The organism is Bradyrhizobium denitrificans (assembly GCF_013179005.1).
In the GTDB taxonomy this organism is placed as follows: Bacteria; Pseudomonadota; Alphaproteobacteria; order Rhizobiales; family Xanthobacteraceae; genus Bradyrhizobium; species Bradyrhizobium denitrificans.
The window spans coordinates 80,890-103,716 of the sequence record NZ_JABFDP010000031.1; the positions used below are offsets into that span (position 1 = coordinate 80,890).

Annotated in this window: 24 protein-coding genes and 1 tRNA gene; 17 read left to right on the forward strand and 8 right to left on the reverse strand. The window is 65.9% G+C overall.

What is annotated here, in order from left to right:
• Positions 1–73: 73 nt before the first annotated feature.
• Together HL671_RS30035 and HL671_RS30040 are read left to right on the forward strand one after the other, a co-directional pair.
• The gene (locus HL671_RS30035; protein WP_172241341.1) at positions 74–1,630 is read left to right on the forward strand and encodes a winged helix-turn-helix domain-containing tetratricopeptide repeat protein; all 1,557 of its coding nucleotides are present in this window, start codon (positions 74–76) and stop codon (positions 1,628–1,630) included.
• Positions 1,631–1,790: 160 nt separating this feature from the next.
• The gene (locus tag HL671_RS30040; RefSeq protein WP_012041413.1) at positions 1,791–1,961 is read left to right on the forward strand and encodes a Flp family type IVb pilin; all 171 of its coding nucleotides are present in this window, start codon (positions 1,791–1,793) and stop codon (positions 1,959–1,961) included.
• 244 nt (positions 1,962–2,205) lie between these two features.
• On the opposite strand, the gene HL671_RS30045 is transcribed toward HL671_RS30040, so the two are convergent.
• Positions 2,206–2,448 carry a hypothetical protein gene (locus HL671_RS30045; protein WP_041750351.1) on the reverse strand — a complete coding sequence of 81 codons (243 nt, stop codon included), beginning with the start codon at positions 2,446–2,448 and terminating at the stop codon, positions 2,206–2,208.
• Positions 2,449–2,461: 13 nt separating this feature from the next.
• The gene (locus tag HL671_RS30050) at positions 2,462–4,474 is read right to left on the reverse strand and encodes a primary-amine oxidase (RefSeq protein WP_172241344.1); all 2,013 of its coding nucleotides are present in this window, start codon (positions 4,472–4,474) and stop codon (positions 2,462–2,464) included.
• 260 nt (positions 4,475–4,734) lie between these two features.
• Here HL671_RS30050 and HL671_RS30055 point away from each other — a divergent pair, with 260 nt between their 5' ends.
• The 11 genes from HL671_RS30055 (at position 4,735) to HL671_RS30105 (ending at position 15,786) form a co-directional block, all read left to right on the forward strand.
• Complete coding sequence (locus HL671_RS30055; protein WP_172241347.1) at positions 4,735–5,757, forward strand: helix-turn-helix domain-containing protein; 1,023 nt, start codon at positions 4,735–4,737, stop codon at positions 5,755–5,757.
• Between the two features lie 70 nt (positions 5,758–5,827).
• On the forward strand, positions 5,828–7,342 hold the full coding sequence (locus HL671_RS30060) for an AMP-binding protein (RefSeq protein ID WP_172241350.1): 1,515 nt from the start codon (positions 5,828–5,830) through the stop codon (positions 7,340–7,342).
• 68 nt (positions 7,343–7,410) lie between these two features.
• Positions 7,411–8,856 carry an FAD-binding oxidoreductase gene (locus tag HL671_RS30065; protein ID WP_172241353.1) on the forward strand — a complete coding sequence of 482 codons (1,446 nt, stop codon included), beginning with the start codon at positions 7,411–7,413 and terminating at the stop codon, positions 8,854–8,856.
• Positions 8,853–9,293, forward strand: a complete 441-nt coding sequence (locus HL671_RS30070; protein WP_012041407.1) for a DUF4383 domain-containing protein — start codon at positions 8,853–8,855, stop codon at positions 9,291–9,293. Before HL671_RS30065 ends, HL671_RS30070 begins: the two co-directional genes overlap by 4 nt.
• Entirely contained in the window at positions 9,290–10,393 is a 1,104-nt protein-coding gene (locus tag HL671_RS30075; protein WP_012041406.1) for a hypothetical protein, read from the forward strand. Before HL671_RS30070 ends, HL671_RS30075 begins: the two co-directional genes overlap by 4 nt.
• A 46-nt stretch (positions 10,394–10,439) precedes the next feature.
• The gene (locus HL671_RS30080; RefSeq protein ID WP_307769053.1) at positions 10,440–10,682 is read left to right on the forward strand and encodes a hypothetical protein; all 243 of its coding nucleotides are present in this window, start codon (positions 10,440–10,442) and stop codon (positions 10,680–10,682) included.
• 158 nt (positions 10,683–10,840) lie between these two features.
• Positions 10,841–11,812, forward strand: coding sequence for a S1C family serine protease (locus HL671_RS30085; RefSeq protein WP_012041404.1), 972 nt, complete (start codon positions 10,841–10,843; stop codon positions 11,810–11,812).
• Positions 11,813–12,101: 289 nt separating this feature from the next.
• Positions 12,102–13,169, forward strand: coding sequence for an alpha/beta hydrolase (locus HL671_RS30090; RefSeq protein WP_012041403.1), 1,068 nt, complete (start codon positions 12,102–12,104; stop codon positions 13,167–13,169).
• A gap of 153 nt (positions 13,170–13,322) precedes the next feature.
• Positions 13,323–14,678 (forward strand): hypothetical protein, encoded by a 1,356-nt coding sequence (locus HL671_RS30095; RefSeq protein ID WP_172241359.1) that lies wholly within the window; start codon positions 13,323–13,325, stop codon positions 14,676–14,678.
• A gap of 4 nt (positions 14,679–14,682) precedes the next feature.
• Positions 14,683–15,489 (forward strand): COG3904 family protein, encoded by an 807-nt coding sequence (locus tag HL671_RS30100; RefSeq protein WP_172241362.1) that lies wholly within the window; start codon positions 14,683–14,685, stop codon positions 15,487–15,489.
• Between the two features lie 90 nt (positions 15,490–15,579).
• On the forward strand, positions 15,580–15,786 hold the full coding sequence (locus tag HL671_RS30105; RefSeq protein ID WP_012041400.1) for a hypothetical protein: 207 nt from the start codon (positions 15,580–15,582) through the stop codon (positions 15,784–15,786).
• 106 nt (positions 15,787–15,892) lie between these two features.
• Here the strand turns inward: HL671_RS30105 and HL671_RS30110 are convergent, their stop codons facing one another.
• The 5 genes from HL671_RS30110 to HL671_RS30130 all read right to left on the reverse strand — a co-directional run bounded on the left by HL671_RS30110 (position 15,893) and on the right by HL671_RS30130 (position 19,115).
• Positions 15,893–16,528 carry a DsbA family protein gene (locus HL671_RS30110; protein ID WP_172241365.1) on the reverse strand — a complete coding sequence of 212 codons (636 nt, stop codon included), beginning with the start codon at positions 16,526–16,528 and terminating at the stop codon, positions 15,893–15,895.
• A gap of 32 nt (positions 16,529–16,560) precedes the next feature.
• Entirely contained in the window at positions 16,561–17,346 is a 786-nt protein-coding gene (locus HL671_RS30115) for a sulfite exporter TauE/SafE family protein (protein WP_172241368.1), read from the reverse strand.
• Positions 17,347–17,391: 45 nt separating this feature from the next.
• Entirely contained in the window at positions 17,392–18,114 is a 723-nt protein-coding gene (locus HL671_RS30120) for an LrgB family protein (protein ID WP_172241371.1), read from the reverse strand.
• Positions 18,111–18,509 carry a CidA/LrgA family protein gene (locus HL671_RS30125; RefSeq protein ID WP_012041396.1) on the reverse strand — a complete coding sequence of 133 codons (399 nt, stop codon included), beginning with the start codon at positions 18,507–18,509 and terminating at the stop codon, positions 18,111–18,113. Before HL671_RS30125 ends, HL671_RS30120 begins: the two co-directional genes overlap by 4 nt.
• A 114-nt stretch (positions 18,510–18,623) precedes the next feature.
• The gene (locus tag HL671_RS30130; protein WP_012041395.1) at positions 18,624–19,115 is read right to left on the reverse strand and encodes a hypothetical protein; all 492 of its coding nucleotides are present in this window, start codon (positions 19,113–19,115) and stop codon (positions 18,624–18,626) included.
• A 190-nt stretch (positions 19,116–19,305) separates the two neighbouring features.
• Between HL671_RS30130 and HL671_RS30135 the strand changes: the two genes are divergently transcribed.
• Positions 19,306–19,596 carry a hypothetical protein gene (locus tag HL671_RS30135; RefSeq protein ID WP_172241374.1) on the forward strand — a complete coding sequence of 97 codons (291 nt, stop codon included), beginning with the start codon at positions 19,306–19,308 and terminating at the stop codon, positions 19,594–19,596.
• 92 nt (positions 19,597–19,688) lie between these two features.
• Positions 19,689–20,774, forward strand: a complete 1,086-nt coding sequence (locus HL671_RS30140; protein WP_012041393.1) for an AbrB family transcriptional regulator — start codon at positions 19,689–19,691, stop codon at positions 20,772–20,774.
• 92 nt (positions 20,775–20,866) lie between these two features.
• Here HL671_RS30140 and HL671_RS30145 read toward each other — a convergent pair whose 3' ends face one another.
• Positions 20,867–21,406, reverse strand: coding sequence for a disulfide bond formation protein B (locus HL671_RS30145; RefSeq protein WP_246579733.1), 540 nt, complete (start codon positions 21,404–21,406; stop codon positions 20,867–20,869).
• A 177-nt stretch (positions 21,407–21,583) separates the two neighbouring features.
• Here HL671_RS30145 and HL671_RS30150 point away from each other — a divergent pair.
• A tRNA-Leu gene (locus HL671_RS30150) sits at positions 21,584–21,668 on the forward strand.
• Positions 21,669–21,845: 177 nt separating this feature from the next.
• Positions 21,846–22,827 (forward strand): tyrosine-type recombinase/integrase (locus HL671_RS30155; protein ID WP_172241377.1); only part of this gene is annotated, 982 nt, incomplete at its 3' end.

Genomic DNA, 22,827 nt, shown 5'->3' on the forward strand with positions numbered 1-22,827 from the left:
TGATTTTTCCTTGAGGCGCGCTTGATTTTGTGGAGCCTGTCACCTGAAGGTCGGCCGGCTTCTGCGACATCCCATGGCGGCGCCCGTGCTGTATCGCTTCGACGACTTCCTGCTGGACCTCGATCGCCGTGAGCTGCGCCGCGGCGACGGCCTGATCGCGCTGGAACCACAAGTGTTCGATCTGCTCGCCTTCCTGATCAGGACACGCGACCGGGTGGTGAGCCGCGACGACATCCTGGCGGAGGTGTGGAGCGGCCGCATCGTCTCCGAAGCAACGCTCGCAAGCCGTATCAGCGCGGCACGGAGCGCGATCGGCGACAGCGGCGAGACGCAGCGCCTGATCCGCACCATTCCGCGCAAGGGCATCCGCTTCGTCGGTGAGGTCCGCGAGCAGGCCGCAATGGTCAGAACGCCGGTTGCGGCTGCGCCAGCCTTCGACGGACCCGCCATCGCCGTGCTGCCCTTCACCAATATCGGCGACGACCCCGAGCAGGAGTATTTCGCCGACGGCATCGTCGAGGACATCATCACAGCGCTGTCGCGCTGCAGCGGCCTGGCCGTGATCGCCCGCAACTCCTCCTTCATCTATAAGGGCAAGGCGGTCGACATCCGCGAGGTCGGCCGCGAGCTGGGCGCCGGCTACGTTCTCGAGGGCAGCGTGCGACGTGCGGGCTCACGCCTGCGCATCACCGGTCAGCTGATCGATGCGTCGTCCGGCGTGCATCTCTGGGCCGAACGCTTCGATGGACAGATCGACGACGTCTTCGCGCTCCAGGACCGCATCAGCGAAAGCATCGTGGCGGCAATCGAGCCGACGCTCGAGCTCGCGGAGGGCGAACGCCGCCGCGCGATGCGCCCGCTGCATCCCGACGCCTACGACCTGTTGCTGCGCGCGGCAAGCCTGCGCGATGCCTTCACGCCGGACAGCCTGGCGGCAGCGATCACCTGCCTCGATCAGGCGCTGGCGATCGATCCCGCCTGCGCGCCGGCGATGGCCGCCCGGGCCTATTGCCAGGCGCTGCGCCACTTCCAGGGCTGGCGCACGCCGGATGAGGACTACCAAGCCTCCGCCGTCGCATTGGCGTGGCGAGCCAGCGAATGCGCGCCCAACGATGCGCAGGTGCTGTGGATGGCTGCCTTCGCGATCTGGAACATGGCGGACGACACCGCCCCTGCACGCGAGCTGTTCAGGCGCTCGCTCGCGATCAACTCCAACTCGGCGATGGCGCTGACCTTGAGCGGCTGGATCGAGATCATGGCGGGGGAGACGGCCGCTGGCCGTGCCCTGATCGAACGCGCGCAGCGGCTCAATCCGCGCGATCCACGCGGCTGGTTCGCAGCCGCCGCCATGGCGATCCACGCGGTCGCGGAGGACGACTTCGCCGCAGCCATCCAATGGGCCGAGACGGCCCTCGCACAGAACCGCCGCTTTGCGGTCGCGCTTCGCGTCCTGATCGTCGCTTTGGTCAGAAGCGGACATCTCGCACGCGCGACCTCGGTCGCGCGCCAGCTGCTCGAGATCGAGCCCGATCTCACCGTGTCCGAATTCCTGGCACGAATCCCGTTTCCGGTGCGCAAAATGGCCGCAACCTATGCGGAAGCTCTGCAGGCCGCGGGCGTGCCGGCCTGAGGCCGTTCACGTGCAAGGCTGATCTTTTCAACTGTCATTTCTGACATATTCAGCCAAGTTGGGAAACTTGGCGAGACACTGTTCATACTACCTTAGGTTCCTTCCCGTAGTTTCGCGGGCACCGTCTGGCGACCGAAGCGGCAGACGGTGGAGGGCTGCGATGAAACAATTATTGCTCAAATTTTACGAAGATGAATCAGGCGCAACGGCGATTGAATACGGGCTGATCGCCGCCGGCATCGCACTCGCGATCATTGCCATACTGAACAAGCTCGGATTGACCCTGGTGGGGATCTTCACAACGCTTACGACCAAGCTGAACGGCGGCTGATCAGTCGAATTGTCCCAATGGCGTTCTCAGGGCTGGAGCAATCCGGTCGCCATGGTCGGACGGGCCGGGCCTTCGTGCCCGGCCTAAGCTTTTCATGGAACGATCCTTCCGCTGCAAGCCGGGGCTCAATGCGCCATGCTGCGGCCGGCTTCGCACGCCACCATGCAGCGTCGGCAGGCGTTGCGAGGCACGACATATCGGTACGCGCTGACGCGTGACCTATTGCCGGCCTGCATCCGTCTGGTCAGCGCGGCAACAACGCGCTGCAGATCGGCGCGATCAGCGATGACGACACGGTGGACGCGGCCGCGACATCGACCGCGATGGCCGCGCCGAGCGACACCCCCGCCAGCGCCGTCATCGCGAGACGCCGGCGGCCGCCGGATGAGACCTTCTCCCCCCTGCAGCAATGGCCTGCGGAGAGCGCAGGCCGCCGCCCGAGCCGCCAGCACCAGCCGGAGATCAACAGGGCGATCAGGCAGCACATCCGGCTGTGTCCCTCAGCCCTTGTGGCAACACGTGTCGCCGGCCGGTGCTGCCGGCGGCGTGTGGGCACTCCGCACGCTCCTGGCGTTACGATCAACCGGGACATCGAAGCCGGCATTGGCCGAGAAGAAGCCGACCGGCTTCAGCATGAAGCCCGCATACTCCACCGGCATGACCGGAAAATCCTCCGGCTTGCACACATGGGTGTGCCCGAACGAATGCCATACCACGATGTCCGTGTTCTCGATCGGACGGTTCTGCGCCGCATAGCGCGGCAGGCCGTCGCCGCCGGCGTGCACGTTCGGATAGTCTCCGCTGGCATATTTCTCGGCCGGGTCAAAGGCGGTGACCCAGACATGCTTGGTCGCGAACCCGCCACGGCTGCGCACGAAGCTGCCCTCCTGCGCCAGCATCAGTGGACTCGGATTGACCACGAGCTTGTAGCCTGGCGCGCCGCCGACCGAATTTGTCAGGTTCGGATTGGCGATCTTCCAGTAGCGTCCGGTCTCGCCATTGGCGACGCGCGCAGCATCGCGCTCGCGCGACAACACACGGCTGGTGGTGTCGAACACATTGCCGTACGGATTGTCGCGGCCCCACGGCCGCGGCACGAATTCGTGCTCGGTCACCGTGTTGCCGCCGCCGTCGATATCCATGTGGAGGCGTGCATTGAAGAAATGCTGGTGGGTGGGGCCGCCGAGATTGTCGTCGACCATGCCACCCCAGGGATAGGTCGCGCCCGGCGCGACCGCCGCGGTCTGGATGATTCCGGTCAGCTTGCATTCAAGCTGGATCGTACCGTCCTGGTAAAGGTACCAGTAGAAACCGTAGTCGTAATTGCCGACGGTGGCGAAGAAGCTGACGACCAGACGACGCGAGCGCCGCACCTCGAACAGGCCGTTGCGGACCTCATAATGCTTCCAGAGGATGCCGTAATCCTCCTCATGCATGCAGATCGCGTTCTTCATCACGAACGGCTCGCCCTTGCTGTTCGCGGCCGGCACGTCGAAATAATGGATGTTGCCGAGACAGTCGCAACCGAGCTCGAGCGCATTGGCGAGCGCGCCCAGGCCATATTCGCCGGCGTCGAACGCCGACTTCCAGAAATGATTGGCGGTCGGATCGGCGTAGGGCACGACCATCTCGGTGACGCTGGCGCGATGAATGATGGAGCGCTTGCGCCCGCCATCCTGATAGCCGAGCTGATGCAGCACGAGCCCTTCGCGCGGCGTGAACCCGACGCGAAAGCTCCATTTCTGCCATTCGACGTTCCAGCCGTTGACCGTGAAGCTCGGCCCCTCCGGCTGTTCGATGTTGAGCGGCTTGATGTCGGTGCGCGGCGATGCCACCTCATGGGCGCCGTAATTGCGCTTCTTGCGCGGGATCGGGATCACCGGATCCTCGTCGGTGAGGTCGATGACCTTGCCTGCGATCAGGTCGACGACAGCGACCACGCCTTCGATCGGATGCGCATAGCCGTTGTCCTGCAGATGCTCGCGGAAGTAACTGACCGCACGCACGATGCGAGCGCCCCGCTCGAACGGCAGGTCGAAGAAGCCGGAGGAGAACGGATCGATCTGCACCAGCTCGATGTCCTTGTCCGTCAGCCCGCGGCGACGCATCGCGTTGCGCCAGCCGGGATCGGCCTTCACCGTGGCATCACAGCGGAAGAAGTCCTCGAGCGTCACCGGCGGCTGGCCGTAGGGCGCCTCGCGGTTCGGCACCACCTCGCGGTCGACAATTTCTGCTCTACCGAGGTCGACGACGAGTTCCACCGACTCACCGCTGGCGATATCGAGCGAGACGACGAACGCCTTGCGCGGCAAGACCTGTCCGCCCGCATGGGCGGTGAGTTCGGCCTTGGTGGGCTCTTCCAGCCGCACGATCGGGAAGCGGCAATGATCCGGCGCAGCCGCCGCAGCCCGGACCAGACCGCACGCGGCCGCGATCTCCTCCGAGGTCAAGGGATCGAGCGGATGGACGGCGATTGCAGCGGCGGCAGTGATGTCCTGCATGGATATCTCCATCGATTGTTTCGGCACCCTCGGACGGTCAGGACGATTGCACCGCGATAGCCCGAAGGCCGCGCGCCGGTCGACATCGTGGGGCGCGCATCCTCCGGCAACAAGCTGTGCTCGGCCAGAACGCAGTCGTGCGCGAGACTGCCAATCAGACGCAGGACAGCGTTATCGAAATCGGGCAAGATCAGCCGCAATCCGCCAGGGGCGCCGGCCAGCAATGGCCCGCATCTTGCAGGTGCTCCGGCATCAGATTCCGCGATCATGTCATGAGCTTGAAGAACACGCCGCAGATTCGGACCGGGCGCCCGGGATTGGTGCAGACGACCAGCGCCGACGTCGACGAGCACTGTGCGCAACTCGGCGGCTGGCGGCTGACCTATGACCAGATCAGCGCCGGTGCGTTCCGGGGCAGCTTCACCCAGATTTCGCTGCCGCGGCTGCAGATCTTCCGCGAGGTCACGAGCCAGCAGGTCCGGCAATATGGCCGCCTCGACGCCGACTGTTTCAGCGTCGGCCTCGCCTGGCACAGCGGGGGACCGCTCAGCCTCAACGGCACGGGGATCACGCAGGATGCGCTGGTCGTGTCCTTCGACGCCGATATCGACTTCTGCACACCGCGCGCGTTCGAGCTGCGCGGAATGACCCTGTCGACACAGCTGATCGAAGCGATCGCCGGTCAGCTCGCCATCGAGCTACCCGCTGATCTGAAACATCGGATGCGCGCCATTGCGGCGCCGGCTGACGCGCTCCGTCGATTGCGCGCGGCGCTCGCCGCGATGGACGCTGTGCTCGGCGCCCCTGAGGAGTTCCTGCACGACACGACGATCAGCGAGGCGCTGCAGGACAGCCTGCTGCTTGCGATCACCGACCTGCTGCCCGACGCACGCTTGTGCGACACCCGCCGCAGCGCTGCTGCACGCAAGCGTATCGTCGCGCAGGCGACCGAGATGATGTTGGCGTCATCGGATCAACCGCTGTCGCTGCTCGATGTGTGCAAGGCGGTCGGGGCCAGCCGCCGCAAGCTGAGCTATTGCTTCCAGGACGTGCTCGGGACCAGCCCTGTCAGCTATTGGCGCGCCATCCGGCTCAATCGCGTGCGGCGCGACCTCAAGTCGCGACGCGATCCGCGCGACGGAATTTACGACATCGCCGTGCGCCACGGCTTCTGGCACTTCAGCCAATTCTCGCTCGACTACAAGCGCCATTTCGCAGAACTGCCATCCGAAACCCTGCGGCGTGCGCGTATGGACGCATCCTCGCAGTTCAGGCAAAACTCCTTCCGTCACTGATGTCCGCGGCGTGAGCCTGCCGGACCAAGAACGGGTGCCCATGCGAGGCGCCCGATGAGCGGAGGACGAGATGCTGATCCCGATGGCCGACGTGCCGCGTTGGTATGCCGAGCGCAAGCCCAAAGACAGCATCGCGGTCCAGCACGGAACGGACGCGCTGACCTGGGATCAGCTCGAGCGTCGCGCCAATGCCCGTGCGCGCGCTTTCGCGGCCAAAGGCGTGAAGCCCGGCGACTTCGTCGCCATCGGCCTGCCCAACGGCAATGCACTGTTCGAAACCAGCTTCGCGGTGTGGAAATGCGGCGCGACGCCGACGTCGCTGTCGTGGCGACTGCCGCGCGGTGAGGCCGCTGCGGTGCTCGAGATTCTCCAGCCATCATTGGTGGTCGGCGGCGAGGCCGATTGGAACGCTCCCAACGCGCTGCCGGCCGATTTCACGCCGGAAAGTTTTTCCGATGAGCCGCTCAGCGCGCCGGTGTCGCGCTATTGGAAGGCGATGACATCGGGCGGCTCGACCGGGCGCCCGAAGGTGATCCTCGATCATCAACCTGCGGTGACCGACACCGCCGCCGAGCCGCCGCTGGGAATCCCGAAGGGCGCGTCGCTGCTCAATCCCGGTCCGCTGTATCACAACGCGCCCTTCATCGTATCGCACTACGCCTTGTTTGCCGGCGGCAAACTGACGGGCATGGTGAAGTTCGATGCGGAGGAGACGCTGCGGCTGATCCAGGCGCAGCGCATCCAATGGGTCAATTTCGTGCCGACCATGATGCACCGGATCTGGGCGCTGCCGGAGCCCGTGCGCAACAGCTACGACGTGTCGAGCCTGAAAATGGTGTTCCACATGGCCGCGCCGATGCCGCCATGGCTGAAAGAGCAATGGATCGCGTGGCTCGGACCGGAGCGCGTCTACGAGCTCTATGGCGGCACCGAACGGCAAGGCCGCACCATCATCTCCGGAACCGAGTGGCTGCAGCACAAGGGCTCGGTCGGCAAGATCGACGAGACGTGCAAGCTTCGCATCCTCGGCCCCGATGGCAACGACGTCCCTCCGGGCGAGAGCGGCGAGATCTACTTCCTGCCGGCGGACGGCCCCGGCAGCACCTATCACTATCTCGGCGCCGAGCCGAAGCGGCGCGCCGACGGCTGGGAGTCGCTCGGCGACATCGGCCGGCTCGACGCCGATGGCTATCTCTATCTCGGCGACCGGCTTGCCGACATGATCCTGCGCGGCGGCGCCAACATCTATCCGGCCGAGGTCGAGGCGGCGCTGATGGCGCATCCTGACATCCGCTCCTGCGTCGTGGTCGGCCTGCCCGATCCGGAGCTCGGCCAGCGCGTGCATGCCATCGTCGAGATCGACCGCGCCAAGGACACCGAGGCGATCGTCGCGGGCATGAGCACGTTTCTCGCCGACCGGCTCAGCCGCTACAAGCATCCGGAAAGTTATGAGTTGGTCGACGTGATGCTGCGCGACGATTCCGGCAAGGTGCGCCGCACCTTGCTGCGCGACGAGCGGGCGACCTGGCTCAAGGAGGGCCGTCAGTTCCGCATCATGCCGGCGCGGGCTCAGCCCGCGGACTGAGGCCGCGGAATTTTTCGAACGTTTACGATCGTGGCGTAGACTCCGTAAGGGCAAGGAGAGTCCGCGCCATGATCTCGAGACGACGGTTTCTGCACACCGCAGCGACGGCCGCGGCGCTGCCTTTGGCGCGGATGCCGCGGGCCCAGGCCGAGTTACGCACCATCCTCAACGATGCGAGCCGGCTCAATCCGACGCCGGTCGCCAGGCACGTGGTGATCTCCAGGCCCACCACTGACGATCTGATCGCCCGGCTCCGCGCCGAACTGAAGGAGGCGGCGGCCGCCAAACGTCCGGTCACTGCCGCCGTGGCCAGGCATTCGATGGGCGGTCAGAGCCTGCCGCGGGACGGCACCGCCGTGACCCTCGACGGCGGCCCGATCGAGCTCGACACCACGGCGCAGGCCTATCGCACCGCTGCCGGCAACCGCTGGTGGGACGTGATTGCCGCGCTCGACCCGAAGGGCTTCTCCCCGGCGGTGATGCAGTCGAACAGTGATTTCGGCGTCGGCAGCACGTTCAGCGTCAATGCACATGGCTGGCCGGTGCCCTATGGACCGTTCGGCTCCACGGTGAAGTCGATCCGCATGCTGCTCGCCGACGGCACGCTGGTGACATGCTCGCGCACGGAGAACGCCGAACTGTTCGGGCTGGCGATGGGCGGCTATGGCTTGTTCGGCATCATCGTCGATCTCGAGGTCGAGATGGTGCCGAACCTGCTGCTCGAACCGCGCTTCGAGCGCCTGCCGCCGGAGACCTTCGCCGCGCAGTTCACGCGCGCGATCGACGGCGATGGCCATGTGAAGATGGCCTATGGCCGGATGTCGGTTTCGCGCAAGGCGTTCTTCGACGACGCGCTGCTCGTCACCTTCCGCCCCGCGCCCGATGCGCCCGCGACGCTGCCGCCGGCGGCGAACTCGGGCAAGCTGACGGGCGTCGCCAACACAATCTACCGCGCGCAGACCGGCTGGGAAGTCGCCAAGGGGCTGCGCTGGTTCATGGAGACACGACTCGGCCCCGCCATCTCCGACAGCCACTACACCCGCAACTCACTGATGGCCGAGCCGGTCGCCAATCTGGCGCAGAAGGACATGCACCGCACCGACATCCTGCATGAATATTTCGTCGCGCCGGAGCGGTTCGGCGAGTTCCTCACCGCGTGCCGCGAGATCATTCCGAAAGCAAGGGCCGAATTCCTCAACGTCACCTTGCGCTACGTCGCCGAGGACAAGACGCCCGCGCTCACCATCGCGCCGGTGCGCCGCATCGCCGCCGTCATGTCGTTCTCACAGATGACGACACCGGAAGGCGAGGTCGACATGCTGCGCACGACCGAAGCGCTGATCGATCGCGTCACCGCGATCGGCGGCGCGTTCTATCTGCCCTATCGCCTCCATGCCCGCCGCGATCAGGTCGAGCAAGCCTATCCGGCGGCCGCGCGCTTTGTCGCCGCGAAGCGGCACTATGATCCGGGTCTGTTGTTCCGCAACGCGATGTGGGACGCCTATTTCGCATGACACCAACCGCCGCCAGTTTCTCACTCGATCGTTATCGCATCGCCGCGCTTGCCCTGGCCGTAGCGCTGTTGTTTGCGGCCGCGACCGACTACATCCCGTCCTTCATCGATGCACAGGGGCGCGTCTTCGGCCTGTTCCAGCTCGACATCTACAAGGACGCGCTGCATGTCGCCTCGGGACTCTGGGCCCTTGCCGCGATGGCGACGCGACGGAGCGCTGTGTTCTTTCTGCGCGTCTTCGGCACCTTGTACTTCCTCGACGGGGTCATGGGCGTGTTCACGGGCTCCGGCTATCTCGACCTTTCGATCGTCATCGACGGCATCCGCGACAGCTCGCTGCTGGTGAAGATTCTGTCCAGCCTGCCGCATCTTGCCCTGGGCGCGCTCGGTATCGCCGTCGGCTGGTCGCCCTGGGGCGCGAGGCCCGCGCACGCATGAGCCTGCGTCGCAAAATCGCCTATCTGGCCATCGCGGTCGTGGCTGCCGCGGCGCTCGGGGTTGCCGCCACGGTGATCCGTGTCGAGACGGTCTGCACCGCGGACGTGCCGACGCCTGCGGTCACGTCGCAGTTCGGCATCAGCGATCCCGGCTATGCACGGGCGCAGGGCGACAGCTTTCTGACGTTTCCCGAATGGTACATCGTCCACGCCTATAACGATCTTGCAGCCGTCACCGAACAAGGATCGGAATCCGACTTCCGCTATGCATCGAGCATCGCCGGCTTCTGGCGCAGCCTGTGCCGCGCGACCCGGCAGGCTGCCGGATCCGGCCCGGCCACGTCGGATCAGAAGCTGACAAACTACATCATCGGCTTCAGCTTCACCGCCGAGATGGCGCTGCAAGGCGCCTATGAGACCAGCATCGGAGCGCTCAGCGCGGCGACGACGGACCATGGCAAGACGGCCGAGGATGCGTTCAACCTGGCTCTGCTGCAGGACTACGCGGCGTTCCTGTATCAGACGCCGTGGTATCGCTACCCCTTTGCCGCCAAGCTCGACCAGTTCTGGCGCGAGACACCGTTCGTCCCTTCGCTGCGGGCGGTGGAGCGGCGGATCTCGCTCAGCCTGCAATATGCCGCCCGGGCCGCCTATGCGGCGGTGATCGGCTATGCGGCAGGCTATGATCCGGCCGTTCTCACCATTCGGAGCGTCGTCACCGGCCTGCCGGCGGCGGAGCTCGCGACCATCCCCGGCGTGACGGTCATCCGCGAGGTGGCCGACGCGAAAGGCGCAACGGGCGTTCTGGTCGAGACCGAACGCTACGCCAAGTTCGACGCGTTCGTGAAGCAGCTCGGGCGCCATGCCGGGGCGACGCTTGGTGAAGTGGCCGGCAACCATCGCATCCTGGTCACCATCGTCGTTCCTCCTGGCGACGGGCGGCTGGCAGCCTTCGATGGACTGCCTATATTCAGTGTCCCGGTTCAGTCCCGTCCCGGTGCCCGGCGCATCGGCGTCGACGTACCGGTCCGATCGCTGGTTCAGGATGTCACTCGTTTCGAAGCGGCCGGCTACATGTTCGAGCATGCCTACGATTACTGATCGGACTCTCCGATACTCCCCCCTGCCCTGGCGGGGGCTGCTGGCCGTGGCTTTTGCCTGGTTCGCCGGCATGGCCACCATGGCGCTTGTGATCAAGCCGGACAGCGTCGTGGTGTTCGGGCCCGCGGACCGCATGATCGCCACGATCGTCGCCGCCGATGGAGCCTTGCTCGACGCCGGACGCTTCCATGTCGCGGCGAGAATGGGGAATGCACCGGTCGGCAACCTCTATGCGGCCGGAGCATGGTTCGTCTGGCCGATTCCAGCGAAGGGCTGTGGCCGCTTGTGACCGGCGCGGACCGTCGTTCCTCCCGGACGACCGGCGGATCCGCGGAACTGGCGCCGACGTTGAAAGATGTTAAGCTCGCTTCAATGCTGCGGCCATGACGCGACACGAAGCAAGAGCTTGGTCGGCGCCTCCAGGCGGCGACAGAGCAGGAGAAAGAGATGCCTTCTTTGACCGAATGGAAAGTGCCGTTCGCCTTCCAGCCTCGCGCCGAAGATTACCAATATGATCTTGATCACGCCTTGTCCTCGATCGTGGGCCTGCACGCGATCATTCCCGCCGACGCGTTCAGCGCGGAGACGCTCGGCACCGAACGCGCCGGCAATGCGGTCGTGATCGACGAAGGCCTGGTGCTCACGATCGGTTATCTCATCACCGAGGCCGAATCCGTCTGGCTGCACCTCAACGATGGCCGGGTGGTCGAAGGCCACGTGCTGGGGTTCGATTTCGCCACCGGCTTCGGTCTGGTGCAGGCGCTCGGGCAGCTTGACCTGCCGGCATTGCCGCTCGGCTCCTCGGAGTCTGCCAAGATTGGCGATCAGGTGGTGCTCGGTGGCGCCGGCGGCCGCACGCGATCCGTCGCCAGCCAGATCATCGCCAAGCAGGAATTCGCCGGCTATTGGGAATATCTGCTGGACGAGGCGATCTTCACCCATCCGGCGCATCCGAATTGGGGCGGCACTGCCCTGCTCTCGGCCAAGGGCGAGCTGATCGGCATCGGATCGCTGCAGCTCGAACGCGAGCGCGACAACAAATCTGAGCACGTCAACATGATCGTGCCGATCGATCTGCTGAAACCGATTATCGACGATCTCAAGCGGTTCGGCCGCGTCAACAAGCCGGCCCGGCCCTGGCTCGGCCTCTACGCCACCGAGGTCGACGATCGCGTCGTGGTGATCGGCGTCTCGAACAACGGCCCCGCCGCCCGCGCCGAATTGAAGGCCGGCGACGTCATCCTCGGCATCAATGGCGACAAGGTGACGAGCCAGAGCGAATTCTACCGCAAGCTCTGGGCGCTCGGCGACGCCGGCGTGGACGTGCCACTCACGGTGCATCACGAGGGCGTCACCTTCGACGTCACCGTGGCCTCGACCGATCGCGCCAAGCTGCTCAAGGCGCCGCGGCTGCACTGAGCGGCGGATGTCGCTGGGTCTGGCATAGCCGGCCATCGACCTTCGGTCGGAACGCCTCCGCGTCCAAGCGGGGCGAGTTGGGCGCAGTCCCCTAGAGACACCGCGCATCGCCGCCCGCCTCGATCGGCCGCCGACAGCGATCGCTATGAGGCTCCGAGCGGCCTACCGGGACGTGGAACCGCCGCGTTCGGAAAATGATCATTGCCCGCACCTCCGATTTTGCGTTTGCATGCAGGCGCTCGCGGGTAAGCGGGTGATACAGTTCGGCCGCTCGGCCAGGGAGACCCGCATGACAGAAGCCGTGGTGGACGACATCCTCATCGTGTTGCCGCCGCTGCTCCAGACGCTCGAAGCTCTGTCCTATGTTGCGCGTTATCTGAACCCGCCGGATTTCGACCAGGTGATGACCGAGATCGGTGATCCCGATCAGGTCCTGCACACCGCGCGGTCCCACCTCACCGCATGGCCGGCCGATTTTGCCCATATCCGCATCGCCTTCGACACCGCTGCTGAGGCAGCGCTGGCGTCGTTTGCGGGCCTGCGCGCCGTCCAGCGAGGCGAAGGTGATCTGATCGATGTGTACCGCGCGCTGCGCCAGCTGCCGCGCGCGCTCGAGGCTCTGTTTCCGCTGGCGGCGACGTTGCCGCCGCTGAGCGAATTCTTCCTGGAACCGACGTTCGAGCAGGACGACACGTTGCGCCAGCTGCTGGCAGCGTCGTCGGCCGGCAAGGACACCGTCTTTCACGACCACAATGAGATCGGCAACCGGGGCGGCTTCTCGCTCTACGTGCCGGAATACTACACGGCCGATCGTGCCTGGCCGCTGGTCATGGCGTTGCATGGCGGCAGCGGCAATGGACGCGATTTCCTGTGGAGCTGGCTGCGCGCGGCGCGCAGCCTCGGCGCCATCCTGGTGACGCCGACCGCGATGGGTCCGACCTGGGCATTGATGGGGGACGACGCCGACACGCCGAATCTGGTGCGCATCCTCGATCTCGTGCGCAGCCGGGTGGCGATCGATCCCGCGCGAATGCTGCTGACCGGGATGAGCGATGGCGGCACGTTCTGCTATGTCAGCGGCCTGGAGCACAGCTCGCCGTTCACCCACCTCGCTCCCATCGCGGCGACCTTCCATCCGTTGATGGCCCAGATTGCCGACCGCGATCGTCTGCGCGGACTGCCGATCCAGATCGTCCATGGCCAGCTCGACTGGATGTTCCCGGTCGAGGTCGCGCGGCACACGCGGGATGCGCTGGCCAAGTCGGGCGCCGATGTCGTCTATCGCGAGATCGACGATCTCAGCCATTGCTATCCGCGCGAAGTGAACGTCGAGCTGCTGCGCTGGCTGACGAGCTGATTCACGCGCACGCTGCATCCAGCGGGCCATCCGCATGACGGTTCGGTAACCCAGGGGACACAATGTCGTCGGGATTTGGTCGCATGACTTGATCCTTAACCAAACAGCGGGGGCGCTGCTCAGGGCGGTCTTGATGCCGCCGAAGGTCCGCTCATGCCCTCGCTTTCCACGCCCGTGGCGCTGTCGTCCGCCCGGCCCACCGCCGTCCTGCTCGCCAATGGCGTGAACCGTCTCGAGATCACGCTCAAGCTCACCACGGCGATCCTGGCGCTCGCCGCCGGCGTCTACACCTATCTTGGCGTTCGCGAGCTGCTCAATGGCAGCGCAACCACGGTGTTCTTCGCCGCAGTCATCTATTCCGTCGCGGTCTCGGTCGGCATCTACGCCTTCTGGGTGTTCATGATGCAGTTCATGCCGCACGTCACCAGCCTGGTCGGACGGCTGCTGATGGCCGGCTGCATGCTGCTGGGCTCGCTGATGATCGTCGCGATGTCGTCCTGGCTGAATGCCTCGGCGCTGGCCGGCGCCGCCGCAATCCAGCAGCACCTTGCGATCACGGTGCAGAACTACACGCGCGATCTCGACCGGGCCAACAGCCAGGCGATTGCGGCGCAGAGCCTGCTTCCCGACATCCAGCTCGCCTCGTCCCGCTTCGCCAAGCTCGCGGAAGCGGAGCGCGCCGGCTCACTCACCGGCACCTCGGGTTCGGGCACGGTCGTGCAGCTGCTCAGCCAGATGTCGACACAGCTCGACGGGCTCGGACAACAGGTGCAGGAATCCGGCAAGCGCGTCTCCGGGCTTTATGAGCAGGGTAGCAAGAGCCTCGCCAAGATGCGCGAGCTGATCTCCGACCGCGGCCCGATCGCCACGCGCAGCGACGCCTTCGCCACGGAGTCGCTGAACCTGATGGGCGTGATCGCCAATCTGCAGCAGACCTCGGTCGCGCCCGCGGTGAAGCGCGCTGCGACCTCGCTGTCGTCGGGCTTCATCGCTCCAGCCGCCGGCGGACGCAGCGGCGATCTCGCCGAGCGGCAGACCGCCGTGGTCGGCAAGGTCGAAGGCGCGATTGCGACCCAGGCGGCATCGCTTGCGGATGCCGCGGACAAGATCCTGGCGCTGCCGCGCATCGAGCCGACCCGGTTCCAGAGCTTGTCGCCGGCCGAAGCGGTGCTGCGCTATGCCGGCGACTTCATTCCGAGCTGGGCCGGCGCAATCTCCATCGACCTCATGCCAGCGGTGCTGGTCCTGATCCTCTGCGTCGTGCATGCCGCGATCCGCCGTGAAGGTCTGCCGGTCGCGAGCGCGTCCAGCCTGACCGCAAGCGACCTTGTCACGGCCCTGCAGATCGCACGCGAGGTCGAGGACGCACGGCGCGCGGCCGAGGCACGGCCCGTCTCGACCTCCGGCGAACCGGCTGCGGCGATGGCGGTCGAACCGCCCGCACCAGCTGCGGCGGCTGCCGGCGATGAGAACGTCACCTCGCTATCGTCGGCCCGGATCGGGAAGTAATCCCGTGGGGTCCGCTCTGCATCGGCACCTCCATCCATGGCTCGCCGGCAATCCCGACGAAAGCATCCTGCGCTGGATCTTTCGCGCTGTCCTCGTCGTCAGCATTGCCGTGCTTGCGGCCGATCTCGTCGAGATCAATCACACCGGGCTCGGCTCCGACGCAGCATCGCCTCAGCTCGACATCCAGCCCGAACAGCCGGAGACGCCCTCGGTGCTGGCGCCGCTGTTGAAGCGGCTGATGGCGCTGCCGACCGGCGATCCCGCGCTGGAGCAGCCGCTCAGCCTCGAGCTGCGCGGCGGCGGACGGCTCTATGCGACGGGCACGATCACGCCCGGCAGCGCACGCGCCTTCACGGAGGAGGTCGAACGGCACGGCGAATATATCAGGACCGTCGTGCTGAACTCGCCGGGCGGCTCGGTCGCGGATGCGCTTGCGATGGGCCGGCTCATCCGCGCACGCAAATTCGCGACGGAGATCGAGGCCGGCAAATATTGCGCCTCATCCTGTCCGCTCGTTTTCGCCGGCGGCATCGAGCGACGCGCCGGCGAGCGCGCCGTGATCGGCGTGCACCAGATTGCCGCCGTCCGAACCGCCAGCGCGGCGCGATCCGGCGACGACATGAGCCGGGCGCAGAACATCTCGGCACGCTGCCAGCGCCACCTGGCCGATATGGGCATCGATCTGAAGGTCTGGGTGCATGCGATGGAAACGCCGCATGACCAGCTGTTCACGTTCAAGCCCGACGAGCTCAAATCGCTCAATCTGGTCACATCCGCGCCAGAATCGCGTCCCGAAAAACCACGCACTTAGTCGGTGCAATCGCGCCTGAACCTTCCGCCGTGATGGCGGAACCAAGCTAGGGCGGCGGCGTTGTCGGCCGTCACACTGGAGAACATGATCATGCGGACATTCGTGGGAATGATCCTGGGTGCGCTACTGCTCGGATTCGGAGTCTACATCCATGATTCGATGCAGACCTCGGAGGTCGCCAACGGGCCGACCGCGCAGAGCCGCCGGACCATCGTGAACTGGGACGTCGCCGCGGACAGCTGGAATTCGCTGAAGACCCGCGCGCATGACGATTGGGTGCGCATCTCGTCCAAGTAACAGGCGCTAACTGACGCCGGCAAAGTCACGCACGCAGCGCTGTCATTTCCAGGGCGCCTCGACCTCCGGGTCAAGGCGCCCTTTGCTTGTCAAATCGCAACGCCGCCTATTTGGCGGCCGCGGCTTTGCGCGCATCGGCGATCACCTGCTCGAACTGCGCCATTGTCAGCACGCCCGGCACCCTGAACTTGCCCACGATGAAGGACGGCGTGCCGCGAAAGCGCAGCCCGCGCGCTTGCTTGTCGTTCCGCGCCAGCATGGCGTCGATGGCCTTGGCGTCGGCAGCGAGATCGCGCTTGGCGCGATCGACATCGATGCCTGCCTCGGAGAGAAGCTCGTCGATCCGCGGCTCCGTCAGCTTGGAGCTGGTGCCGATCAGGGCCTCATGCGCCCTGGCGTATTTGTCCTGATATTTGCAGGCCAGCGCCATCCGCGCCGCGACGACCGACACCGGACCGAGGATCGGCCACTCCTTCAGGACCCAGCGCACCTTGCCGTCGTCATGCACGACCTGGTGCAGCTCGGGATCGAGCTTGCGGCAATACGGGCAATTGTAGTCGAACCATTCGACGATTGCGATATCGCCCGCCGCGTTGCCGAGCACCGGCGCATCGGGATCGCGCAGCACCGAGACTTCGTCCGGCTCGTCGGCCTCCTGCGCGCGGCTTGCACGCGGCCACAGGGACAGCGCAACGCCAGCGCCCAAGGCACCGAGAACGCCGCGCCGATTGGTGTCGAACATGGTCAAATCCGATGGGCCGCGTGTCATCAAGATCAGCTCCAGATATGCAATAGGCTGCGCGTGAGCATATAAAGCGCCACCACCGCGATCACGATCGAAAACACCACGTTCAATGCGCCACGCCGCTCGGCAAGATGGCGCGCCAGACGGGTGCCGGCAAGGCCGCCGGCGATCCCACCCGCGATAAAGAGGCCGGCCAGATCCCAGGCGACGAGCCCCGACCAAGAGTAGCTCGCCGCGGTTGTCAGTCCGAAGGTGGTGACGGCCACCAGCGACGAGCTCACCGCATTCATGATCGGCATGCCCGTCGCGGCCATCAAGGCCGGCACGATCAGGAAGCCGCCGCCGATCCCGAAGAAGCCGGACAGCGTCCCGGTGGCGAGCCCGAAGCCGAGAATGGCCGGAAAATTGGCCATGCTCATCTTCACGTCGGGAATGCCGACGCGGGCGCGCGTCTTCAGCATCAGCATGGCGATCACCATCATCACCAGCGCGAACAACGCCAGGAGCTTCTGGCCGTCGACCATCTTGCCGAGCAGCGAGCCGCCGAACGCGCCGACGATCCCAGCCACAGCAAACAACGCCGCGATCGGCCAGATCACGGTGCCGCCGCGGGCATGATTGACGAGGTTGACCGCGGCATTGGTGGCGACTGCGATCGCGCTGGAGCCGATCGCGATATGCGGCTCCGGCACGCCGACCACATAGACCATCAACGGCACCGCCAGCACCGAGCCGCCGCCGCCGACGAGACCGAGCGAGAACCCGACCATCGCGCCGCACAACAGGCCCAGCACACCTTGAGTCGCAGAGATCATGGCCGCAGCAGGTTCACTTCCGAGCCGCCAAGGCAAGCCCGAAATTCACCGGACCAACAGCGTGATCGCGATTGGAACGAGAAACGACGTCACCAGCGCGTTCAGGCTCATGGCGATACCGGAGAAGGTGCCGGCAAGCGCATCGACCTGGAACGCGCGCGCCGTTCCGATGCCGTGCGCTGCGAGACCCGCTGCAAATCCCCGGGCGCGGAAATCGGTGATGCCGGTGCTATTCATCAGCGGCGTGACGATCACCGCCCCGATGATGCCGGTGAGCACGACGGCCACGGCCGTCAGCGACGGATCTGCGTGCAGCGACTCGCTGATCCCCATGGCGACGCCGGCCGTGACGGATTTCGGCGCCAGCGACAGCACGACATCTTGCGGCAGACCGAAGGCTTCGGCCAGCAGGACCACCGACACGATCGCGGTGATCGAACCGACAATGAGCGCAGCCAGCATCGGCACGATGGCCTGCAGCACGATCCCGCGGTTCTGGTAGAGCGGCACGGCAAGCGCCACGGTGGCCGGCCCGAGCAGGAAATGCACGAATTGCGCACCGGCGAAATAGGTCGTGTAGGGCGTGCCGGTCAGAAGCAGGAAGGCGGCGACGATCCACATCGCGTGCAACACCGGATTCGCGAGCGGATGCCTGCGCGTGCGCAGCGATACCGCATCCGTCACGGCGTAGATCACCAGCGTGACGGTGAGCCACAGCAGCGGCGACTGCGCAAGATAGACCCAGAGCGAGAACGGGTTCGCGCTCATGACCGGTCCCGCTTCGGCGCCAGCAGCCGGCTCGTCGCGACGAAGGCTGCGACCGTCACCAGCAGAGTGATCACCACCGAGAGCAGCAGAACGACCGCGATGGCGAGGCCATGGGCTGCGATGAGATCGAGCTTCTGCACGACCCCCACCCCGGCCGGCACGAACAGCAGCGACAGATTGGCGAGCAGAACGCGGCTGACGCCCTCGATCCGTCCCGCGTCGCTATCGGTGGCGAGCGGGCCGATCGCCAGAAACCGGACTCTGTCTCGCAGCAACAGAAGCACAAGCAGCAGGACCAGGCCGAGCACGGGTCCGGGCAGCGGCAGGGCCAGACTGCGGACGATGACTTCACCGATCAGTTGGCACAGCAGGATGAGGCCGAGGCTTGCGATCATCGCCGATGTTGTTGGTCAGGCCAGCGCGAATTGCAAGCGGCGACCTTCTCCAGAAATCGGCGGCGGCCGGCGCATGATGCATCCGGCCGCCGGCAAGCTCAAATCGGGCTCTGCTCAGGCCGCGCCCTTCAGCTTCTTCGAGCACTCGCTGTAATAGCCGCCGCCCTTCTCGATCCACTTCATGCCGCCATTGGCGTTGGTGGCCTTGTTGGCATTGTACTGGTCGACGCAGGTGTGCATGCGCGCCTTGCCTGGGGTCTCCTTGGCGTATTTCGGATCCACCGCATTCGGAAACACGGCCGGGCCGCTCGGCGCGGCGGCCGGTGCGGCCTCCTTGGCCGCGGCTTTGCTCTCCTTGGCCGGCTTGGCCTCAGCGGCGGGGGCCGCCGGAGCCGCGGGCGCGGCCGGCGCCGCGGCCGTGGAATCGCTGCCGCATTGGGCTTTGCGGAAGTCGTTCCACTTCTGACCGTTGAGCGTGCCGGCGTCCTTTGCCTGCTTATACTTGGCGCTGCATTCCTGCATGGTCAGCGCCTTCGCCGGCGCGGCGGCAAAGGCAGCCAGGCTGAGAGCGGTGACCGCAACCAAAGATTTTGCGTAGAAACTCATCCTCGATCTCCCTATGGAGCATGATGAATGGGGCCACGATCCTAGCCAGACAGCTGCGGGCGACAAAGCAGCCCCGGCCGTGCCGCAACGAAAATATAATTTGCGTCACACGCCGATCCGGCTCATTCCATTCACTGAGGGTTCAGTATCGGCGGACTCCAGCCCGCGCGTTTCGTTCGAGGAATTCAGTATGACATTCACTGCCCGCGCGGCTGCTGCAACCGCCGCGATCGCTGTCTTGTTGGCGGCGGGGCCCGCGTCGTCCCAACCCGGCCTGGCTCTGCCGGGGCGGCCCGATGCGGCCACCGACAAATTCGCCACCATGGACAAGCCGGCGCGTCGGGCGATCTCGGTGGCGTGCTCCAAGGAGGCCGACGACCAGGGGCTCAAGGGCCGGGCACGGGGCAAATTCCGGTCCGCCTGCAAGCGCGACAAGGCCGCGGCAGCAGCAGCGGCGGCGCCGGCCGACAAACCGAAATGACCGCGAGGGGCCGCATCGCCGGCGCCGGGAATGCATGGCGCCTCCGCGACCGCGGGAATTGTTCCCAAACCGCGCTTTTGGCATAAGGCGGCGTGCGCCAGATCATCTCTTCCCTGACCTTCGACCTGCCGAGTCGCGCCAAGACCCTGAGCGCGCTCGAGACGCTCGCTCTCGGCACCGCCGGCGGGTTGATCTTTCTCGTGGCACATCTGCCGGGAGGGTTGATCTCCGGCGCGATGATCGCGACCGGGATCGCGGCGATCGCCGGACGGCCGCTGTCGATGCCGCCGATCCTGACCCAAACGATCCTGCTGCTGCTCGGCATCTCGATCGGCGCCGTCGTCTCGCGCGAGCTGATCAATCACGTCAGTGCCTATCCGCTGACGATAGGGCTGCTCGCGCTCGCAACCTTCTGCGCCACGTTCGGCTCCAGCCTGTATCTGCAGCGCGTCCATGGCTGGGACCGGACCTCGGCGCTGCTCGCCGGCAGCCCCGGGGCGCTGTCGCAGATCACGATCCTGGCCGTCGAGCGCGGCGCCGACCTGCCCGCGATCGCCGTGGTGCAGACCCTGCGGGTGATCATCCTGACCGCGGCCTTGCCGCTGGTGCTGGCGCTGGCCGGCGTCGCGCCAGCGGCCCCGGTCTCGCTCGGCCAGCCGGTCGCCTCGTCGCTCGGCCTGCTGGCGCTGCTGGTGGCATCGCTGGTCGCCGCCATGCTGATGCAGCTGATCAAGTTTCCGGCCAGCTGGCTGTTCGGCGCCATGGTCGCCAGCGGCATCCTGCACGGCACCGACCTCGTCGAGGGCGGCCTGCCGGAATGGATGCGCGGCATCGCCCTGATCGGCATCGGCGCGCTGATCGGCAGCCGTTTCGCGCGCATGCGCGTCAAGACGCTGCTCAGCCATGTCAAAGCGGCGCTCGGCTCGTTCGCGATCGCGGTTGCGATCTCAGCGGCTTTCGTCACCGTCATCGTGCTGGTGACCCATGTGCGCTTCTCCGACACCATCGTCGCGTTCGCGCCAGGCGCGATGGACGCGATGATGGCCCTGGCGCTGACCCTGCACATCGATCCGATCTTTGTCGGCGCGCATCACCTGTCGCGCTTTGTGTTCGTCACGATCGCCACCCCCGGCATCATCCATCTGTTCGGGCGGCCGCAAGAGGACGTCGATGACTAGCTCATGACGCGATGACGTCGAGCCGCATCAAGATCCTATCCCTTTGTTGAATATCGCGTTTTTCGGAAAGCCCGTTTTACGTTCAGATCAGGCTATGCGGCGGCCGGCTTCCGCGTGATGCCCCAGCCGGCGATCGCCGCGATCAGCAGCGAGATCAGCACGCTGTAGCCGGCCAGCGACAGGCCAAGGAAACGCCACTGCACCTCGTCGCAGCGCACGACGCGAACGCTGTCCAGCCGCTCCAGCAGGCTGCCGGCACTGCCGAGATTGCCGATCGGGCCGGTGCATTCCGTCGGCCCCGGCCAGAACCCCCATTCGACCCCGGAGTGGTACACGCCAAGCCCGGCATTGCCGAGCGCCGCCAGTGCAATCAGGACGAGCCCGGCCAGCACCAGCCCGCGCGATGCGCCGCGGCCGGCGAGACCTGCGACGAGCACCGCCAGGGGCACGATGGCATAATAGGCCCAGCGCTGCTTCAGGCAGAGCTCGCAGGGTTGCAGGCCCCAGACCAGTTGCATGTACCAGGCGCCGGCCAAGGTCGCCGCCGCGATGCCCGCCGCGAGCAGCGCGGCCGTCACCGCCGGGCTCATGGCGCCCGCCGCCGCGCGGTCCATCACAGAGGTATTGGTCATCGGTCGTCCCCCATGGGCTGTACCCGGCCTCGCGCCGTGCCGTCCCCGGCTCCTACTCCCGGGCGCGAAACCTGTCGAGATGAGAGCCCATCACGTCCGTGCGGGTTGACCCCGCCCCGCCGCCCGCTATAGTCCGCCCCGCTTCGCTGGGGGTCCTGAATACGGGCTCAGGCGAATGCCCCTGTGGCGGAACTGGTAGACGCGCTCGACTCAAAATCGAGTTCCGCAAGGAGTGCTGGTTCGATTCCGGCCAGGGGCACCATTTGACCGTCCGCCCTCATCCGCTGACGTCCGTTTTTCCCTTTAAATCAAGGCAAAGCCGCCGATCGCCCGCCGCGGTCGTACGCCCCGGTTTGCTGGTATCCGCCCCGTCCGTTGGTATCCTCGCTGGTAGCTTGCTGGGGTGCTGGTATCGCGACTTTTGGGTGGAATCGAACCTATGCCGACCAAGACGGACACCTATTTCCGGCACCTGAAGCCGGCCGAAAAGGACTACAAGCGCTCCGATGACGGCGGGCTGTTCATGCTCGTCACCACCACCGGATCGAAGCTCTGGCGCTTCGCCTATCGCTACGACGGCAAGCAGAAGCTGCTCGCCATCGGCCCCTATCCGATCGTTTCGCTGGTGGACGCTCGGGCCAAACGAGACGACGCCAAGAGGCTGCTGGCGGAGGACATCGATCCCTCCGTCGAGCGCAAGGCCGAGCGCCGTCAGGCCAGGATTGCCCGCGCCAACACATTCGAAGCCGTCGCCAAGGAGCTGATGGAGAAATTTGAGGCCGAGGGCGACGCGCCGACGACGCTGAAGAAGAAGCAGTGGCTGCTCGACTTCGCCAACCAGGAATTCGGCAAGCGCCCGATCGCCGAGTTGAAGGCGCCCGAGATCCTTGACGCCTTGCGGAAGATCGAGAAGCGCGGACGGCACGAGACCGCAACGCGAGCGCGCAGCACCGTCGGCGCCGTATTCCGCTTTGCCATCGCCACCGGCCGCGCTGAGCGCGACCCGACGGCCGATCTCCGCGGAGCTCTCGTGACGCCGAAAGTGACCCATCGCGCCACGATCGTCGAGCCCCACGCAGTCGGCGCCCTACTTCGCGCGATCGACGGTTTCGAGGGACAGGCGGTCACGAGATACGCCCTGCGGCTGGCGCCGCTGATGTTCGTCCGGCCAGGAGAGCTCCGAAAGGCCGAATGGGCCGAGTTCAATATGGAAGCTGCCGAATGGCGCATCCCTGCCGCAAAGATGAAGATGCGACGTCCGCACCGAGTGCCCCTCGCCCCTCAAACGCTCGCCACGCTCGAAGAGCTTCGCGAACTGACAGGAGGATCGAAGCTGCTCTTTCCTTCAGTTCGATCCTGGCACCGCCCCATCAGCGACAATGACCTTGCCCCCAAGTTTTATCCAGATCTGAGTTCGTTCG

Excerpts from the sequence above, each read along its gene's own strand:
- HL671_RS30035 (WP_172241341.1), top strand. The coding sequence starts at position 74 with ATGGCGGCGCCCGTGCTGTATCGCTTCGACGACTTCCTGCTGGACCTC.
- HL671_RS30050 (WP_172241344.1), bottom strand. The coding sequence starts at position 4,474 with ATGGAGATATCCATGCAGGACATCACTGCCGCCGCTGCAATCGCCGTC.
- HL671_RS30135 (WP_172241374.1), top strand. The coding sequence starts at position 19,306 with ATGACATTCACTGCCCGCGCGGCTGCTGCAACCGCCGCGATCGCTGTC.
- HL671_RS30075 (WP_012041406.1), top strand. The coding sequence starts at position 9,290 with ATGAGCCTGCGTCGCAAAATCGCCTATCTGGCCATCGCGGTCGTGGCT.
- HL671_RS30065 (WP_172241353.1), top strand. The coding sequence starts at position 7,411 with ATGATCTCGAGACGACGGTTTCTGCACACCGCAGCGACGGCCGCGGCG.
- HL671_RS30090 (WP_012041403.1), top strand. The coding sequence starts at position 12,102 with ATGACAGAAGCCGTGGTGGACGACATCCTCATCGTGTTGCCGCCGCTG.
- HL671_RS30085 (WP_012041404.1), top strand. The coding sequence starts at position 10,841 with ATGCCTTCTTTGACCGAATGGAAAGTGCCGTTCGCCTTCCAGCCTCGC.
- HL671_RS30105 (WP_012041400.1), top strand. The coding sequence starts at position 15,580 with ATGCGGACATTCGTGGGAATGATCCTGGGTGCGCTACTGCTCGGATTC.
- HL671_RS30055 (WP_172241347.1), top strand. The coding sequence starts at position 4,735 with ATGAGCTTGAAGAACACGCCGCAGATTCGGACCGGGCGCCCGGGATTG.
- HL671_RS30095 (WP_172241359.1), top strand. The coding sequence starts at position 13,323 with ATGCCCTCGCTTTCCACGCCCGTGGCGCTGTCGTCCGCCCGGCCCACC.
- HL671_RS30125 (WP_012041396.1), bottom strand. The coding sequence starts at position 18,509 with ATGATCGCAAGCCTCGGCCTCATCCTGCTGTGCCAACTGATCGGTGAA.
- HL671_RS30060 (WP_172241350.1), top strand. The coding sequence starts at position 5,828 with ATGCTGATCCCGATGGCCGACGTGCCGCGTTGGTATGCCGAGCGCAAG.
- HL671_RS30115 (WP_172241368.1), bottom strand. The coding sequence starts at position 17,346 with ATGATCTCTGCGACTCAAGGTGTGCTGGGCCTGTTGTGCGGCGCGATG.
- HL671_RS30110 (WP_172241365.1), bottom strand. The coding sequence starts at position 16,528 with ATGTTCGACACCAATCGGCGCGGCGTTCTCGGTGCCTTGGGCGCTGGC.
- HL671_RS30145 (WP_246579733.1), bottom strand. The coding sequence starts at position 21,406 with ATGACCAATACCTCTGTGATGGACCGCGCGGCGGCGGGCGCCATGAGC.
- HL671_RS30070 (WP_012041407.1), top strand. The coding sequence starts at position 8,853 with ATGACACCAACCGCCGCCAGTTTCTCACTCGATCGTTATCGCATCGCC.
- HL671_RS30040 (WP_012041413.1), top strand. The coding sequence starts at position 1,791 with ATGAAACAATTATTGCTCAAATTTTACGAAGATGAATCAGGCGCAACG.
- HL671_RS30120 (WP_172241371.1), bottom strand. The coding sequence starts at position 18,114 with ATGAGCGCGAACCCGTTCTCGCTCTGGGTCTATCTTGCGCAGTCGCCG.
- HL671_RS30045 (WP_041750351.1), bottom strand. The coding sequence starts at position 2,448 with ATGTGCTGCCTGATCGCCCTGTTGATCTCCGGCTGGTGCTGGCGGCTC.
- HL671_RS30130 (WP_012041395.1), bottom strand. The coding sequence starts at position 19,115 with ATGAGTTTCTACGCAAAATCTTTGGTTGCGGTCACCGCTCTCAGCCTG.